The 13,657-nt window shown below is 68.2% G+C and carries 15 protein-coding genes; 9 read left to right on the top strand and 6 right to left on the bottom strand.

Features of this window, described 5'->3' with window-relative positions; all coding sequences use genetic code 11:
- Window positions 1-58: 58 nt before the first annotated feature.
- Entirely contained in the window at window positions 59-1,720 is a 1,662-nt protein-coding gene (locus DEQ92_RS09615; protein WP_115805059.1) for an amidohydrolase, read from the bottom strand.
- A gap of 144 nt (window positions 1,721-1,864) precedes the next feature.
- Here DEQ92_RS09615 and hmgA point away from each other — a divergent pair, with 144 nt between their 5' ends.
- Together hmgA and DEQ92_RS23400 are read left to right on the top strand one after the other, a co-directional pair.
- Window positions 1,865-3,076 carry a hydroxymethylglutaryl-CoA reductase (NADPH) gene (gene hmgA / locus DEQ92_RS09610; RefSeq protein WP_115805058.1) on the top strand — a complete coding sequence of 404 codons (1,212 nt, stop codon included), beginning with the start codon at window positions 1,865-1,867 and terminating at the stop codon, window positions 3,074-3,076.
- A gap of 211 nt (window positions 3,077-3,287) precedes the next feature.
- Window positions 3,288-3,437 (top strand): hypothetical protein, encoded by a 150-nt coding sequence (locus tag DEQ92_RS23400; RefSeq protein ID WP_156224407.1) that lies wholly within the window; start codon window positions 3,288-3,290, stop codon window positions 3,435-3,437.
- Window positions 3,438-3,484: 47 nt separating this feature from the next.
- On the opposite strand, the gene DEQ92_RS09600 is transcribed toward DEQ92_RS23400, so the two are convergent.
- Window positions 3,485-4,024, bottom strand: a complete 540-nt coding sequence (locus tag DEQ92_RS09600) for a DUF5817 domain-containing protein (RefSeq protein WP_004974877.1) — start codon at window positions 4,022-4,024, stop codon at window positions 3,485-3,487.
- A 126-nt stretch (window positions 4,025-4,150) separates the two neighbouring features.
- Between DEQ92_RS09600 and DEQ92_RS09595 the strand changes: the two genes are divergently transcribed.
- From DEQ92_RS09595 to DEQ92_RS09585, 3 genes are all read left to right on the top strand, one after another.
- The gene (locus tag DEQ92_RS09595) at window positions 4,151-4,495 is read left to right on the top strand and encodes a cupin domain-containing protein (protein WP_004974876.1); all 345 of its coding nucleotides are present in this window, start codon (window positions 4,151-4,153) and stop codon (window positions 4,493-4,495) included.
- A gap of 232 nt (window positions 4,496-4,727) precedes the next feature.
- Window positions 4,728-5,231 (top strand): hypothetical protein, encoded by a 504-nt coding sequence (locus DEQ92_RS09590; RefSeq protein ID WP_081605199.1) that lies wholly within the window; start codon window positions 4,728-4,730, stop codon window positions 5,229-5,231.
- 172 nt (window positions 5,232-5,403) lie between these two features.
- Window positions 5,404-5,859: a hypothetical protein gene (locus DEQ92_RS09585; RefSeq protein ID WP_115805057.1), complete on the top strand. Its 456-nt coding sequence runs from the start codon at window positions 5,404-5,406 to the stop codon at window positions 5,857-5,859.
- A 228-nt stretch (window positions 5,860-6,087) separates the two neighbouring features.
- On the opposite strand, the gene icd is transcribed toward DEQ92_RS09585, so the two are convergent.
- Window positions 6,088-7,347, bottom strand: coding sequence for an isocitrate dehydrogenase (NADP(+)) (icd, locus tag DEQ92_RS09580; RefSeq protein WP_004974870.1), 1,260 nt, complete (start codon window positions 7,345-7,347; stop codon window positions 6,088-6,090).
- A 118-nt stretch (window positions 7,348-7,465) separates the two neighbouring features.
- Here icd and DEQ92_RS09575 point away from each other — a divergent pair, with 118 nt between their 5' ends.
- The 3 genes from DEQ92_RS09575 (at window position 7,466) to DEQ92_RS09565 (ending at window position 10,016) form a co-directional block, all read left to right on the top strand.
- Entirely contained in the window at window positions 7,466-8,485 is a 1,020-nt protein-coding gene (locus DEQ92_RS09575) for an isoaspartyl peptidase/L-asparaginase (protein ID WP_115820711.1), read from the top strand.
- 85 nt (window positions 8,486-8,570) lie between these two features.
- Window positions 8,571-9,506, top strand: a complete 936-nt coding sequence (locus tag DEQ92_RS09570) for an oxidoreductase (RefSeq protein WP_115820710.1) — start codon at window positions 8,571-8,573, stop codon at window positions 9,504-9,506.
- Between the two features lie 81 nt (window positions 9,507-9,587).
- On the top strand, window positions 9,588-10,016 hold the full coding sequence (locus DEQ92_RS09565) for a hypothetical protein (protein WP_115820709.1): 429 nt from the start codon (window positions 9,588-9,590) through the stop codon (window positions 10,014-10,016).
- Between the two features lie 66 nt (window positions 10,017-10,082).
- Here the strand turns inward: DEQ92_RS09565 and DEQ92_RS09560 are convergent, their stop codons facing one another.
- Window positions 10,083-10,715: a DsbA family protein gene (locus DEQ92_RS09560; protein ID WP_050459689.1), complete on the bottom strand. Its 633-nt coding sequence runs from the start codon at window positions 10,713-10,715 to the stop codon at window positions 10,083-10,085.
- Window positions 10,716-10,830: 115 nt separating this feature from the next.
- A complete protein-coding gene (locus DEQ92_RS09555; protein WP_004974857.1) occupies window positions 10,831-12,642 on the bottom strand; it encodes a formate/nitrite transporter family protein in 1,812 nt (603 codons plus the stop codon).
- Window positions 12,643-12,727: 85 nt separating this feature from the next.
- Between DEQ92_RS09555 and DEQ92_RS09550 the strand changes: the two genes are divergently transcribed.
- Window positions 12,728-12,919 carry a hypothetical protein gene (locus DEQ92_RS09550; protein WP_004974854.1) on the top strand — a complete coding sequence of 64 codons (192 nt, stop codon included), beginning with the start codon at window positions 12,728-12,730 and terminating at the stop codon, window positions 12,917-12,919.
- Between the two features lie 49 nt (window positions 12,920-12,968).
- Here the strand turns inward: DEQ92_RS09550 and DEQ92_RS09545 are convergent, their stop codons facing one another.
- A complete protein-coding gene (locus tag DEQ92_RS09545; RefSeq protein ID WP_004974852.1) occupies window positions 12,969-13,610 on the bottom strand; it encodes a dienelactone hydrolase family protein in 642 nt (213 codons plus the stop codon).
- Between the last annotated feature and the right edge of the window lie 47 nt (window positions 13,611-13,657).

Raw genomic sequence — 13,657 nt, 5'->3', positions numbered from 1 at the left:
ACTCGGTTGAAGAATAATTTTCTTCGAATGTACTCCCCCGTCGATGGCGATTGTTCGCTCAGTCGCGTTCGAAGACGACGCGACCGTCCACGACGGTCATCGAGACCGCGACGTCGCGAATCGAGTCGGTTTCCCACGGCGACTCGTCGAGGACGACGAGGTCCGCGGCGGTGCCGACCGCGACGGTTCCCAGTCGGTCCTCGTCGAAGCCGGCGTAGGCCGCGCCGGACGTGTACGCCCGGAGCGCCTCGGTGACGGTGAGCGACTGGTCGGGGTTCGGGTGGTCGGTGGCGAGGTCGACGCCGAGAAGCGGCCCGAGCGGCATGCAGTCGCTCCCGAACGCGAGGTCGACCCCGGCGTCGAGCAGGTCGCGGTAGCGGTTGGTCCGCAGGCGTCGCTCGCCGAGGCGGGCGTCGTAGAGGCCGCCCTCGTCGGCCCACTTCAGGAAGTTCGGCTGGACCGAGGCGACGACGCCCAGTTCGGCGAACCGTTCGATGGCCTCGTCGGAGGCGAGTTCGACGTGTTCGACCCGGTGGCGGGCCGAGCCGGGGTCGTCGGTCTCCTCGTACGCGTTGAGCACTGCGTCGATGGCCGCGTCGCCGATGGCGTGCGCGGTGAGCTGGTAGCCCGAGTCGTCCGCGTCGGCGACGAGTTCGCGGAGTTCCTCGGGGTTGACGACCCACTGGCCCGCCTCGTCGTCGGCCGCGTCGGGGTCACCCGCGGCGTCCGCGTACGGTTCGGTGAGCTTCGCGGTCCGGCCGCCGAAGCTCCCGTCGGTGAACGTCTTTATCGCGCCGACGGCGACGAGGTCGCCGCGGCTCCCGCCTCCGTGGTTCGTCCGCAGACCGACCTCGCGGAGCGCGTCGAGGTGGTCCGACCAGTAGTTGATTCGGACGCGGAGGTCCAGTTCGCCGGCTTCGTCGAGGTCGCGGTAGACCTCGGGCGCGCGGGAGCCGCGGACCATGTCGTGGACGCCGGTGACCCCGCGGGCGGTTGCGTACGACTGCGCGGCGCGGACGAGCGCCGCCATCTCCTCGCGGCCCGGTTCGGTCGCCTCGCGGAGCACGTCGACCGCGCCCTCGACCACGACGCCCGTCGGCTCGCCGGCGGCGTCGCCGTCGACGACGCCCTCGGAAGCAGCGTCTCCGCCGGCGGTCTGCACGCCCGAGCCGGGCATCTCGTCGGCGTAGCGGTCGAGGACGACCGAGTTGACGCCGGCGGTGTGGAGGTCCTCGCGGAAGGCGACCACGGGAAGCGACTCGGAGACGGCGTCGAGGTCGTCGCGGGTGAGATATCTGGATTCGTCCCACGTGCTCTCGTCGTAGCCGTAGCCGAGCACCCAGTCGGTCTCGTCGCCGGTCCCGTCGCTGCTGGCCCCACCACCGCCGGCTCCGCCGTCGTCAGCTTCGACTTCGGCGGCTCGCTCGCGGAGCAGTTCGACCGCCTCCGCCGGGGAGTCGGCGGCCGAGAGGTCGGCGTGGACGAGCGACCGGCCGACCATCGGGAGGTGCGTGTGGGCGTCGATGAAGCCGGGGAGAACGACGCGGCCGCCACAGTCGACGACCCGCGTCTCGACGCCGACGAGCAGTTCCACGTCGAACGCGCGGCCGACGCGGACGACCTCGCCGTCGCGGACGGCGACGGCTTCGTGCGTCTCGTCGGGCGAGCCGAGCGTGTGTACCTCCGCGTTCGTCAGTACGAGGTCCGCTGCCGCGGTCATACGTTCGACCCCGACGCGGGAGGGCAAAACGGTTCGGGAGGCGGCGGGGTGGCCGGGCGGTGGCCGGGTGGTCTCGGACGGGGACAGACGGCGACCGTTGAAAGAACCGGAACGCGTTAGGGCCGGCGCGGGAAACGTCGGGGCATGACAGACGCCGCGTCCCTCGCCGACCGCGTTCGGGAGGGCGAACTCCGCCTCCACGAACTCGAAGCGCACGCCGACGCCGACACCGCCGCCGAGGCGCGCCGGCTGCTCGTCGAATCGCAGTCCGGCGCGTCGCTCGACGCGGTTGGTAACTACGGCTTCCCCGCCGAGGCCGCCGAGTCGGCCATCGAGAACATGGTCGGCGCGATTCAGGTGCCGATGGGCGTCGCCGGCCCCGTCAGCGTCGACGGCGGCTCCGTCTCCGGCGAGAAGTACCTCCCGCTCGCGACCACCGAGGGCGCGCTCCTCGCGTCGGTCAACCGCGGCTGTTCGGTCATCAACAGCGCCGGCGGCGCGACCGCCCGCGTCCTCAAGTCCGGGATGACCCGCGCGCCCGTGTTCCGCGTCGCCGACGTGGCCGAGGCCGAGGCGCTCGTCTCGTGGACCCGCGACAACTTCGCGGCGCTGAAGGAAGCCGCCGAGGAGACGACGAACCACGGCGAACTCCTCGACGTGACGCCGTACGTCGTCGGCAACTCGGTCTACCTGCGGTTCCGCTACGACACCAAGGACGCGATGGGGATGAACATGGCCACCATCGCCACCGAGGCCGCCTCCGGCGTCGTCGAAGCAGAGACGAGCGCCTCGCTCGTCGCCCTCTCGGGCAACCTCTGTACCGACAAGAAGCCCGCCGCAATCAACGCCGTCGAGGGCCGCGGCCGGAGCGTCACCGCCGACGTGCGCATCCCGCGCGAGGTCGTCGAAGAGCGCCTGCACACCACGCCTGAAGCGGTCGCCGAACTCAACACCCGCAAGAACCTCGTCGGCTCCGCGAAGGCCGCGAGCCTCGGCTTCAACGCCCACGTCGCCAACGTCGTCGCCGCGATGTTCCTCGCCACCGGACAGGACGAGGCGCAGGTCGTCGAGGGCGCGAACGCCATCACGACCGCCGAGGTGCAGGACGGCGACCTCTACGTCTCGGTCTCCATCGCCTCCCTCGAAGTCGGCACCGTCGGCGGCGGCACGAAGCTCCCGACGCAGTCCGAGGGCCTCGACATCCTCGGCGTCAGCGGCGGCGGCGACCCCGCCGGCTCCAACGCCGACGCCCTTGCCGAGTGCATCGCCGTCGGCTCCCTCGCGGGCGAACTCTCGCTCCTTTCGGCGCTCGCCTCGCGGCACCTCTCCAGCGCCCACGCCGAACTCGGTCGATAACTCGAACCGGGTTTCAGTTTCACCGGCACCGGACACAGCTGAACTGCTTTTCTCAGCACACTCCCGCACTATACTAGCGTATTCGCATCTCTCTGTTTACTTTCACTTTCACCCCGCACCCGTGGCTCGCGTTTATTCCGTTTCCGCGGAAACGATGAAAACGCGCCCGTCGGGCAGCACCCGCGGGCGTGTCCACACCCCATCCCCTCCCATGCCACTCTCTACACGCAGTACCGACCCCGAATCGCCCGACGAGTACGACGACGCGCGGCGGTTGGCGCTCGCGCTCAGGCTGGTGAAGTTGGCCCTCGGCGTCGTCGCCTCCGCGCTGACCGTGGCGAAGTTGCTCGGCGCGCTCTGAGGTGCTCGCGCTCGCGGCCCCCTCCTACCGGTCGCCCGCCGCGACGCTCAGACCAGTCGGTGTCGGCCCCGCGACTCCGACACCTCGCCGCGCCGCCGGAGTTTGTCGAGCAGGTCGCGGGCGCGGTCCTCCGGGACGCCGCGTTCGACCGCGGTCGCGACGATTTCCTCCTCGGTCGGCCGGTCGCCGTCCCGAACCGCCTCGCGAACGACCGTCAGGCGGTCGGGCGACCCCGACGACGAGTTCCGACCGCGAGAGGCGGCCTCGCCCGCCTCGAACACCTCGTCGGCGTCGAGCCCCGAGCCTTCGAGGTACTCGCGGTCGTCGACGCCCGACTCCTCGGCCCGCCGGTCGAGTTCCGAGACGTGTTCGACCTGCGCGAACGCCTCGCTGTCGCCGTGTTTCTTCGCCAACAGCGCCGAGCGCGCCTGCCGCGCGGCGTCCCTGTCGTCGGACTCGAAGAAGCGCCGGAGCTTCTTCGTCTGGTGTCGCCTGCCGCACCGCGGACACGTCGCCGTCTTCGACCCGTCGGGGTCCGAAAGCAGCCACATGTTCGCGCAGTCCGTACACCCTACGACCGCGTACATACGCCGATGTTCCGCGGCGTCGGATTTGAACGTTCGGGAGCGGGAGCGACCGCGGGCCCCTCGCGGGTGACGACCCCCGCCGCGCCTCCCCGGCGGATTTATCCCCGTTCCCTGTGGCTTGCCACCATGGACCGAGTTTCACTCGACGACGCGCCGTCCGCCGAGGCGGCCGACGGCGTCTCCCTCTCGCTCCTCGCGGGCGGGGAGAAGATGAACGTCCAGCACTTCCGCATCGAACCCGGCGCGGCCGTCCCGGTTCACGACCACCCGCACGAGCAGGTCGGCTACATCGTCGCCGGCGAACTGACGTTCCTCGTCGGCGACGAGGGCGAGGAAGTCGCCGTCGGTCCCGGCGACGCCTACTCGCTCGCGGGCGGCGAACTCCACGGTGCGGAGAACCGCGGCGACGAGACCGTCGTCGGCATCGACGTGTTCTCGCCGCCGCGGGAGAATCCGCCGTGGCTAGACTGACGCCGAGTGCGACCCCCCGTTAGAACCTCCCTTACGGGCCGTCGGGGTGGGGTCTCTCGAACGAGTCCCGGAACGTTTCGTTCGAAACACATGAGGAGAAAGCATTTATCAGTCCGGTGTCACCATCCGGTAGACGGTAGTCCCTAACTATGCCCCTCCCCCGCGTACTTCCTCCATGGATAGCGCCCGGCGCGCCGAACACCCCGGATACCCCGCCGAGCAGCGGGCGACCATGAGTCACTCGAAGCTCGCACGCGAGCCGTGGCTGTGGGTGTTCGTCGGCGTCTGGGCGGCGGTCGTCAGCGCGCTCCACTTCGGCGGGCTCGCCTACGACATCTACACGCGTATCTGGTGGTGGGACGTGCTCACCCACTCGCTCTCGGGCTTCGGCGTCGCGGGCGTGTTGTTCCTCGTGTTCCCCCGGACCTTCCGGGGCGCTCGCGCCCCGGTGGTCGTCGGTGGCATCATCCTCGCCATCGGCGCGGGGTTCGAGGTGTACGAGTACCTGTTCAAGGACTTCTGGTGGGGCTGGTCGATGGCCTACTACGTCGAGGACACCGCGATAGACCTCGTGGTCGACGTGGTCGGCGGCCTCGGCTTTTTCGCCCTCGTCGAGGGCGTCCTCAGGTCGCGGACGCGGGCGGACAGCCCCCGCGGCGACTCGCCGCCCTCCTCCGGTCACCTCCGCTCCGACGGCGGCGAGAAGGCGGACGACGACTCCTCATCGGACCGCTGACTCCGGACGCGATGCTCCCGTCGGGAGGGTTAATTTAACCCCAAACGTGTTGCTCCGTCGGGATAACGTACATATCGATGATGTCCTATCTCTCGTCTATGCTTCCGCTCGCAGCAGGCCCGGCACCGACCCTCCTCACCGTACTCGGCGCGACTCGCGCACTCCCCCGCGCATGCTGAGGCGCACCTGGGACGAGATGGTGCTGGCCGGGTGGGAAGAACGCCCCCGAGAGATGGCCGCCGTCGCGGTGTTCGGGGGCGTCGTCACCGCGACGCACTTCACGAGCATGGCGCTGTTTCTCTACACCCGCATCTGGTGGTGGGACATCCTCGTCCACGCCGCCTCCGGGTTCGGCGTCGCGGCGGTCCTCTACGTCCTCAACCCCCGCCTGCTCCACTCGCGGGTCGCGCTCCTCGTCGTCCTCCCGATGGCGGTCGCCGCCATCGGCACGTGGTTCGAGGTGTACGAGCGCCTGTTCACTAGCTTCTGGGTCGAGTGGCCCCGCTCTGTCTACTTGGAGGACACGGGCGTCGACATCGTCGCCGACACCGCCGGCGCGGTCGTCTTCGGGTTCGTCAGGCCCCTGTGGAACCGGATTCAGCGCTGGCGGGACCCGAATCGACTGTAGTCGGCGCGAAAGAACTGCGGCGTCGGTGCCGCGAGAGAGAAGTGGTGTGTTCGTTTACGCCAATTCGTGAATGTATCCAGAAATCGGAGATTTCTGGCTGCTCAACGAACTCGCGTAGGCGAGTTCGTTGATGTTCTCGGAAATCACAGATTTCCGAGCGCACGAAAAGCTCGCTTATGCGAGCTTTTTGATGTTGCCGAGCGAAGCTCGGCAGACTCACGAATGGGCTTACGCCAATTCGTGAATGTTCTCGACGACCTTGTCGGCGTACTCGCTCGTGGCGAGCTTGTTGCCGCCCTCGATCTGGCGTTCGAGGTCGTAGGTGACGTCGCCGTCCGAGATGGTCTTCTCGACGGCGTCGCGGATGAGCTTGCCGGCGTCCTTCCAGCCCATGTACTCGAACATGAGACGGCCGGAGAGAATCATCGCGGTCGGGTTGACCTTGTCCTCGCCGGCGTACTTGGGCGCGGAGCCGTGGACGGGCTCTGCGAGACAGAGACCCTCGCCGAAATTCGCGCCGGGGGCGATGCCGAGACCACCGATCTGCGCGCCGGCGGCGTCGGACATGTAGTCGCCGTTGAGGTTCATCGTGGCGATGACCTCGTAGTCGGCGGTGCGGGTGAGAAGCTGCTGGAGCATGTTGTCGGCGATGCGGTCCTTGACGACGACCTTGTCCTCGGGCTTCTCGCCGTCGTACTCCTCCCAGAGCTCGTCTTCCGTGATGGTGACGTCGCCGAACTCCTCTTCGGCGAGTTCGTAGCCCCAGTCGCGGAACGCGCCCTCGGTGAACTTCATGATGTTACCCTTGTGGACGAGGGTGACGGAGTCGCGGTCGTTTTCGAGGGCGTACTCGATTGCCTCGCGGACGAGGCGCTTCGTCCCGAACTCGGTGATGGGCTTGATGCCGATGCCGACGGGACCGTCGTGGATGACGCCGTCCGCGCCCATCTCGTCTTCGACGAACTCCTTGACCTTCTGGACCTCGTCGGTGCCGGCTTCCCACTCGATGCCGGCGTACACGTCTTCGGTGTTCTCGCGGAACGTGACCATGTCCATCGCCGAGGGGTTCTTGACGGGCGACGGGACGCCGTCGAGGTGGTAGGTCGGGCGGACGTTCGCGTAGAGGTCGAGCTTCTTGCGGAGCGCGACGTTGAGCGAGCGGAAGCCGGCACCGACGGGCGTCGTGAGCGGGCCCTTGATTGCGACGCGGTGGTTGCGGATGGCGCTTACCGTGTCCTCCGGGAGGTTCTCGTCGTACTTGTCGCGGGCGGACGAACCGGCGTAGACGCGCATCCAAGAGACAGAGCGGCCGGTCGCCTCGGCGGCGGCGTCGAGGACCTTCTGTGCGGCGGGGCCGACGTCAGTTCCGATTCCGTCGCCGTGGATGATCGGAATAATCGGGTTGTCGGGGACGGAGAGCTCGCCCGTCTCCTCGTCGACCGTGATCTTCTCGCCGTCGTCCGGAACCTCAATCTGGTCGTAGCTCATGAACAATTTGGGTTTTCCAGTGCGGTGTAAAAGTCCTGCCGTTATCGACGGCGAAGTGCAAGTATCGCTCCATTCATCGGTCGATACGTTTAGGACCACGCTCCGAAGACACCCTCGTATGCGAATTATCCTCCACGGCGGTGCCGGCGGTATCCCCGGCGAACCGGAACCCAGACAGGCCGTCTTGGACGACGCGGCCGACGCGGGCGCGAGCGAATCCGACCCGCTTTCGGCGGTCGAGACCGCGGTCCGCGTCCTCGAATCCGACCACCGATTCAACGCGGGCGTCGGCGGCGCGGTCCAGTCCGACGGCGTCGTCCGCACTGACGCGGGCGTCATGCTGAGCGACCGACGCGCCGGCGCGGCCTCCGGCATGGAGGGCGTCGAACACGCCGTCTCCGTCGCGCGGGCGGTCCTCGAAGACACCCCGCACGTCCTCCTGACGGGCGAGCCGGCGGTCGACTTCGCCGCCGACGCGGGCGTCGAGACCGGCGTCGACCTCTTCACCGACGAGACCCGCGAGCGCTGGGAGAACGCGGACGCGCCCGAGGGGTCGCCGACGGAACACCTCGCGTGGCTCGCGGACCGCTTCGGCGGCAGCACGAGCGACCCGACGGCCGAGGCGGGTGACGGCTACCTGCCGGCCCGCGAGGAGACCTCGGCAGGCAGTGGCCGCTCGGCTCGCAACGCTCGCCTTCCCGGCCACGACAATTCTGAGGGAACCTCAGCAAGCAGTGACCGCTCGGCTCACGATGTTCGCCTTCCCGGTCACGACACGGTCGGCGCGGTCGCCACCGACGGCGAGATGTTCGCCTCCGCGACCTCGACCGGCGGCCGCTGGTTCGCCCTCGCCGGCCGCGTCGGCGACGTGCCCCAAATCGGCTCGGGTTTCTACGCCTCCCCCGCGGGCGGCGCGTCGACCACGGGAGCGGGAGAAGACATCGCGCGCGTGACGCTCGCACGTCGCGCTGTCGGCCACCTCGAACGCGGCTGCGACGCCCAGACCGCGGCCGACCTCGCCATCGAGGAGTTCGGCGAACTCACCGGGTCGTCGGCTGGCATCATCCTCCTCGACGACGAGGGCTTCGGCTCGGCGTACAACTCCGACGGGATGCAGACCAGCACCGCGTCGAAGTAGTCCCAATCGGGCGTCTGCGACCGCTCGCCCGGCCGCGCCAGCGGTCGCCGCCACGGTTTACTCGGTTCGGTCCTTGGAGTTCCCCATGAGCGATTGGACCGCGGCCGACGCCCCCGACCTCTCGGGGAAGACCGTCGTCGTCACCGGCGCGAACAGCGGCCTCGGCTTCGAGGCGACGCGCATGTTCGCAGAGAAGGGCGCGCACGTCGTCATGGCCTGCCGGAGCCTCGACCGCGGCGAGGACGCCATGGCCGACATCCGTGACTCGGTGCCGGCGGCCTCGCTGACTCTCTCGGAACTCGACCTCGCCGACCTCGACTCCGTCCGCCGATTCGCCGACGAGTTCGCCGCCGAACACGGGTCGCTGCACGTCCTCTGCAACAACGCCGGCGTGATGGCGATTCCCCGGCGGGAGACCGCACAGCGCTTCGAGACGCAGTTCGGCGTGAACCACCTCGGTCACTTCGTCCTGAGCGCCCGCCTGTTTCCGACGCTCCGCGACACGCCCGGCGAGACGCGGCTCGTCACGATGTCGAGCGGCCTCCACGAGCGCGGCCGGATGGACTTCGACGACCTGCAGGGCGAACGCGACTACGACGAGTGGGACGCCTACGCCCAGAGCAAGCTCGCGAACCTGCTTTTCGCGTTCGAACTCGACCGCCGGCTGACCGCCGCGGGCATCGACGACGTGCTGAGCGTGGGCGCACATCCCGGCTACGCCGACACGAACCTCCAGTTCCGCGGCCCCGAGGCGTCCGGGTCGACGCTCCGGTACTGGATGAGCAAACTCGGCAACGCGATATTCGCCCAGTCGGCCGAGATGGGCGCGCTCCCGCTTCTGTACGCCGCCACGTCGCCGGCTGTCGAAAGCGGGGAGTACGTCGGCCCGCAGGGGCTGTTCGGCATGCGCGGCAACCCCGGCATCGCGGAGTCGAGCGACCGCGCCAGAGACCCGGAGACTGCCGCACGGCTCTGGGAGGTCTCGGAGGAACTCACCGACACGCGGTTCCGACTGGCCTGAACCGCGCCGGGCCGAGCGGCGCGGCGACCGGGTGGTGGGAGAGGCGAGACGGCCAAATACTGTGGCGTGCTATCTACCCCCGTGACCGAATCAACGCCGACAATCACCGGGAGCGTCGCCGACGCCCTCGTCTCCACCTGCCGAACGACCCTCGGGGACGCTCTCCGAAGCGTCGTCCACTTCACCCGCGACGACTTCGACGTGCTGTACGTCCGGCGGGACCTCTACGGCGGCGACGAGGCCGCGGCGCGCGCGGCCAAATCCGAACTCGTCGAGAGCGAGCGCACCGGGTTCGGACCGCAGGAAACCTACAACGCCGACAGGAACGGCGAGCGTCCGGAGTTCGGCGAGTACGAGTTCACCCTTCGCGTCTTCTCTGACGGGTTCGTCGGCCGCGTCGTCGCCGGGGACCGCGGCGTCATCGTCACCACCGACGAACTCGAACTCTCGGAGTTCGAGGAGATGGAAGTCGCGCTCCGTCGGATGCTCGAAACGAACACCGCCGGGTGAACCGACTCGCCGGCGGGCGCGACGACCCTTCGAGCGCTGTCGGTCTCGTTGGTCGCTCGTCCGGTCCTACACGCCCTCGACGAGTCGCTCTAGCTGTTCCGGCGGAACCGCACCTCTCGCGGCGTAGCCCTCGTACGCGAACGTCGGGACGCCGGTGACGCCGTGTTGCTGGGCCTCGCTGAATCGTTCGCGCACCTCGCTCCGAAGCGTTTCGTCGCCGAGCGCGGACGTGACTTCCTCGCCGTCGACGCCCACCGATTCGGCGAGTTCGACGAGTACCGCCTCGTCGCCGATGTCTTTGCCGTCCTGCCAGAGCGCCTCGAAGACCGACTCGTCGAACGCGAGCCACGTCTCGTAGTCGGCGTGTCCCTTCAGGTAGTACGAGACGACCTGCGCCGGAAGCGAGTCCACGTCGGTCCCGAGTTCCAGGTTCATCTCGACGCCGTACCGCTCTTGTAACCGGCGGACTCCCTGCTTCGCCTGCTCGTAGTAGTCTTCGTCTTTTCCGTCGTCGACCGAGAAGTCGATGCTTCCGTCGGGGCGACGCTTCTGACTCCGCAGGTCGAACGGATGCCAGTCGATGTCGAGTTCCTCGTCTCTCGTCTCTTGGTACTGCGACAGGGACTGCCTCCCGAGGTAGCAGAAGGGACACACGTAGTCCGAGTAGACCGTTATCGCCTGGTCGGCGTCTGAGCTCATACGCATTTGTCTCTCCTACGGTTACAAAAACGGCGCGGTCGCCGGCGACCAGTTCGAATGCCGACGCTACTGAGTTGCAGAGAGCGAACGGCCGCGAGGAGAGTAGCCGACCGCCTCAGCGTCCGAACAGACGCTGCCTGAGGCTTCGGTCGGTGGCGCGCTCCACCAGGAGAACCGCGTGGTCGGTGTCGTTGACCACGTCGAGGTGCAGCGAGTCGGTCAGGAGTCGAGTGAGAAGGCCCTGTTCGGTCGCTCCCATCAGCACCATCGAGTGGCTGTCGGCCCGGTCGGCGATGGCTCGTTCGATGTCGCCGGAGTCGTCGACGATTCGCGCCGCGTCCTGCAGGCCGTGTTCGGTCGCCCAGTCGGAGAGGAACGCCTCGCCCCGTTCGCGGTCGTCCGGGCCGTCGACGACGTGAAGGAGCGTCACCTCCGACCCGACGGTCGAGTGGAGGGACTTCGCGACCTCGGCACTCAGCGCCGAGTGGGCGCTATCGACCGTCGGCAAGAGGAGTCGGCTGGTGTCGTAGTTCCGGTCGTTGAGGACGAGGAAGTCGCAGGGCAGGCGACTCGTCAACTCGCTCATCGTCCGCTCTGCACGTCCTCCCGCCCAGATTCGGTCGTTGCTCCAGCCCATGACGACGAGGTCCGCGTCTTTGCGGCGGGCGACGGTGAATATCTCCTCGAACGAGCGGTGTGAGACGACGGTCGACGTGCGGGCTTCGATATCGTAGCCGGCAGCGCGTTCACGGGCGTCTTCGAGCTGCTCGTTGGAGTGTGCGATAATCCGCTGGTTCTGTGCGGCACCGTAGCGTTGCGAGACGCGCGAGGGGACCTGCACCACGTGGACGATGTCGACGATGGCGTCCTCTTTCGACTTCGCGAGCGCGCAGGCGAGTTCGACGACGTGCGACTCGGTCCGCGGGTTCGCGATGGGGACGACGACCCGGTAGGAGTCCGGGTGGTCTTCGGTTCCCTCTTCGGTCTCGATGAGCGGGACGTACGACCGTCCCGCGAGTCCACCCAGCACCCACTCGCGAACCGAGAGCTGCCGTTTCGCGCCCTCGAAACGAGCGGATTCTAACCGGTTTTCCGTCGTCTGGAAGTAGTTGACGACGGTGACGAGGACGACGCCGCCGAAGGTGTTGCCCAACAGGACGGGGACGACGAACTCGGTCAGGCCGACGAGGAACGCCAGCTGGCCGTTCATCACGAGGTAGACCATCTCGGTGTAGGAGACGACGACGTGGAAGAGGCCACCCAGCGGGACCGCGAGGAACGCGAGGTAGACGACGACGAGACGAGAGATGGTGTCGCGGGCGGCGAAGGTGACCCAGACGACGCCGGCGACGATGAGGCCGGCGAACGCGGCCTTGAAGAAGAGACTCCACCATGGCGTCTCGACGCCCTTCTGAGCGAGTTCGAGCGCCGCGTTCGCGGCTTCCGGCGAGAGGACGCCGCCGAAGGCGAGGGCGGCCGCACCGAGCGTCCCGCCGAAGAGGTTCCCCGCGAGGACGACGACCCAGTTACGCAAGAGCGCGGGGATACTGGCCAACCGCTCCAGCGTCAACGCGACCGGCGGGAGCGTGTTCTCGGTGTAGAGCTGATAGCCCCCGATGATGATGTAGATGAACCCGAGCGGGTAGAGCATCGCACTTAACACCGGGTCGCCGCCGGTGGACGCCTTCATCGAGACGTAGAGGAGGAACGTGATCGTAATCGCGAAGCCCGCGGCGAGGGCGCTGAAGAACAGTTCCCGCGCCCCGGAGGTTATCTCCTCGTCCGCGGCCGCGACGATGCGCTGGAACACCTCGTCGGACGAAAAACGGTCGCGAACCACCGAACCGACCGCCGGCGCGCCGCTTCGTGACCGTTCGACGGCCTCGCGAACGGATTCGTCGAGCTCCGTCGACTCGGGTTCTGTCATTGAGCGGTGTTTTTCGAATAAACCGTTCTAAACGTACCGGTTCAGGCCGTCTACAACAGTTCGGTCGCGTCGGAAGCGTCCACCCATGTATGTCGAGTATCATCTACGGCGTATCCGTACCCACGACCAACAGACGCCACCGCTGCAACCGCTGCGGCCGCGGTTTCGACTCCGGGGGCGACTCGACGAACACGTCGAGCGCCGCCACCCGAAGGAGGACGTCCGCTGGTGGGTCGTCGTCGAAGACCCCGCGAAGGACCGCAAGTTCTCGCGCTGACCGTCCCGACCCCCCGCTCCGCGGTCGCCGGCGACCGCAGGCGACGCCCTCAGCCGAGGTGGCTCTCGAACCAGTCGGCGGCGAGGTCGGCCACCTCGTCCAGTTCGCCCGGCCCCTCGAACAGGTGGCCCGCGCCGGCGACGACTTCCAACGACTTCTCGCAGTCCAGTCGGGCGAACGCGTCGCGGTTCAGGCTCAAAACCGGCTCGTCGGCACCGCCGACGACGAACAGCGTCGGTGCCGTCACGTCGCCGAGCCGCGACTCCGCGAGGTCGACGCGCCCGCCGCGAGAGACGACCGCGCCGGCGTCGTCGCCGAGGTCGGCCGCCGCGAGGACCGCCGCCGCCGCGCCGGTGCTCGACCCGAAGTAGCCGTAGTCGAGGGCCGCGACGTCGTCGCGGCCGCGGAGCCACTCGGTCGCGCCGAGCAGTCGCTCGGTCAGAAGCGGGATGTCGAACCGCGTCTCGTACGTCTCGTCTTCCGCCTCCGTGAGCAGGTCGAAAAGGAGCGTCCCGAGCCCGCGGTCGCGGATGACCTCGGCGACGAAGTTGTTCCGCGGGCTCTTCCGACTGCTGCCGCTGCCGTGGGCGAACACCACGAGCCCCGACGCCCCGGACGGAACGCGGAGGTCGCCCTCCAGCACCGCGTCGCCGACGGGTATCGAGACGAGGTTCGTCGTCGTGTCGTTCATACGAGACGATACGCTCGAACCGGGCTTAGACCTGTCTCGACCCGTCG

Origin of the sequence: Haloferax sp. Atlit-6N, from assembly GCF_003383195.1 — an archaeon.
GTDB classification, from domain to species: domain Archaea; phylum Halobacteriota; class Halobacteria; order Halobacteriales; family Haloferacaceae; genus Haloferax; species Haloferax gibbonsii.
This window is presented reverse-complemented; position numbering and strand designations above follow the sequence as displayed.

Coding starts and splice junctions, on each gene's coding strand:
- DEQ92_RS09555 (WP_004974857.1), bottom strand. CDS start 12,642: ATGACAGAACCCGAGTCGACGGAGCTCGACGAATCCGTTCGCGAGGCC.
- DEQ92_RS09600 (WP_004974877.1), bottom strand. CDS start 4,024: ATGTACGCGGTCGTAGGGTGTACGGACTGCGCGAACATGTGGCTGCTT.
- hmgA (WP_115805058.1), top strand. CDS start 1,865: ATGACAGACGCCGCGTCCCTCGCCGACCGCGTTCGGGAGGGCGAACTC.
- DEQ92_RS09545 (WP_004974852.1), bottom strand. CDS start 13,610: ATGAACGACACGACGACGAACCTCGTCTCGATACCCGTCGGCGACGCG.
- DEQ92_RS09550 (WP_004974854.1), top strand. CDS start 12,728: ATGTATGTCGAGTATCATCTACGGCGTATCCGTACCCACGACCAACAG.
- DEQ92_RS09570 (WP_115820710.1), top strand. CDS start 8,571: ATGAGCGATTGGACCGCGGCCGACGCCCCCGACCTCTCGGGGAAGACC.
- DEQ92_RS23400 (WP_156224407.1), top strand. CDS start 3,288: ATGCCACTCTCTACACGCAGTACCGACCCCGAATCGCCCGACGAGTAC.
- DEQ92_RS09590 (WP_081605199.1), top strand. CDS start 4,728: ATGAGTCACTCGAAGCTCGCACGCGAGCCGTGGCTGTGGGTGTTCGTC.
- icd (WP_004974870.1), bottom strand. CDS start 7,347: ATGAGCTACGACCAGATTGAGGTTCCGGACGACGGCGAGAAGATCACG.
- DEQ92_RS09585 (WP_115805057.1), top strand. CDS start 5,404: ATGCTGAGGCGCACCTGGGACGAGATGGTGCTGGCCGGGTGGGAAGAA.
- DEQ92_RS09615 (WP_115805059.1), bottom strand. CDS start 1,720: ATGACCGCGGCAGCGGACCTCGTACTGACGAACGCGGAGGTACACACG.
- DEQ92_RS09595 (WP_004974876.1), top strand. CDS start 4,151: ATGGACCGAGTTTCACTCGACGACGCGCCGTCCGCCGAGGCGGCCGAC.
- DEQ92_RS09560 (WP_050459689.1), bottom strand. CDS start 10,715: ATGAGCTCAGACGCCGACCAGGCGATAACGGTCTACTCGGACTACGTG.
- DEQ92_RS09575 (WP_115820711.1), top strand. CDS start 7,466: ATGCGAATTATCCTCCACGGCGGTGCCGGCGGTATCCCCGGCGAACCG.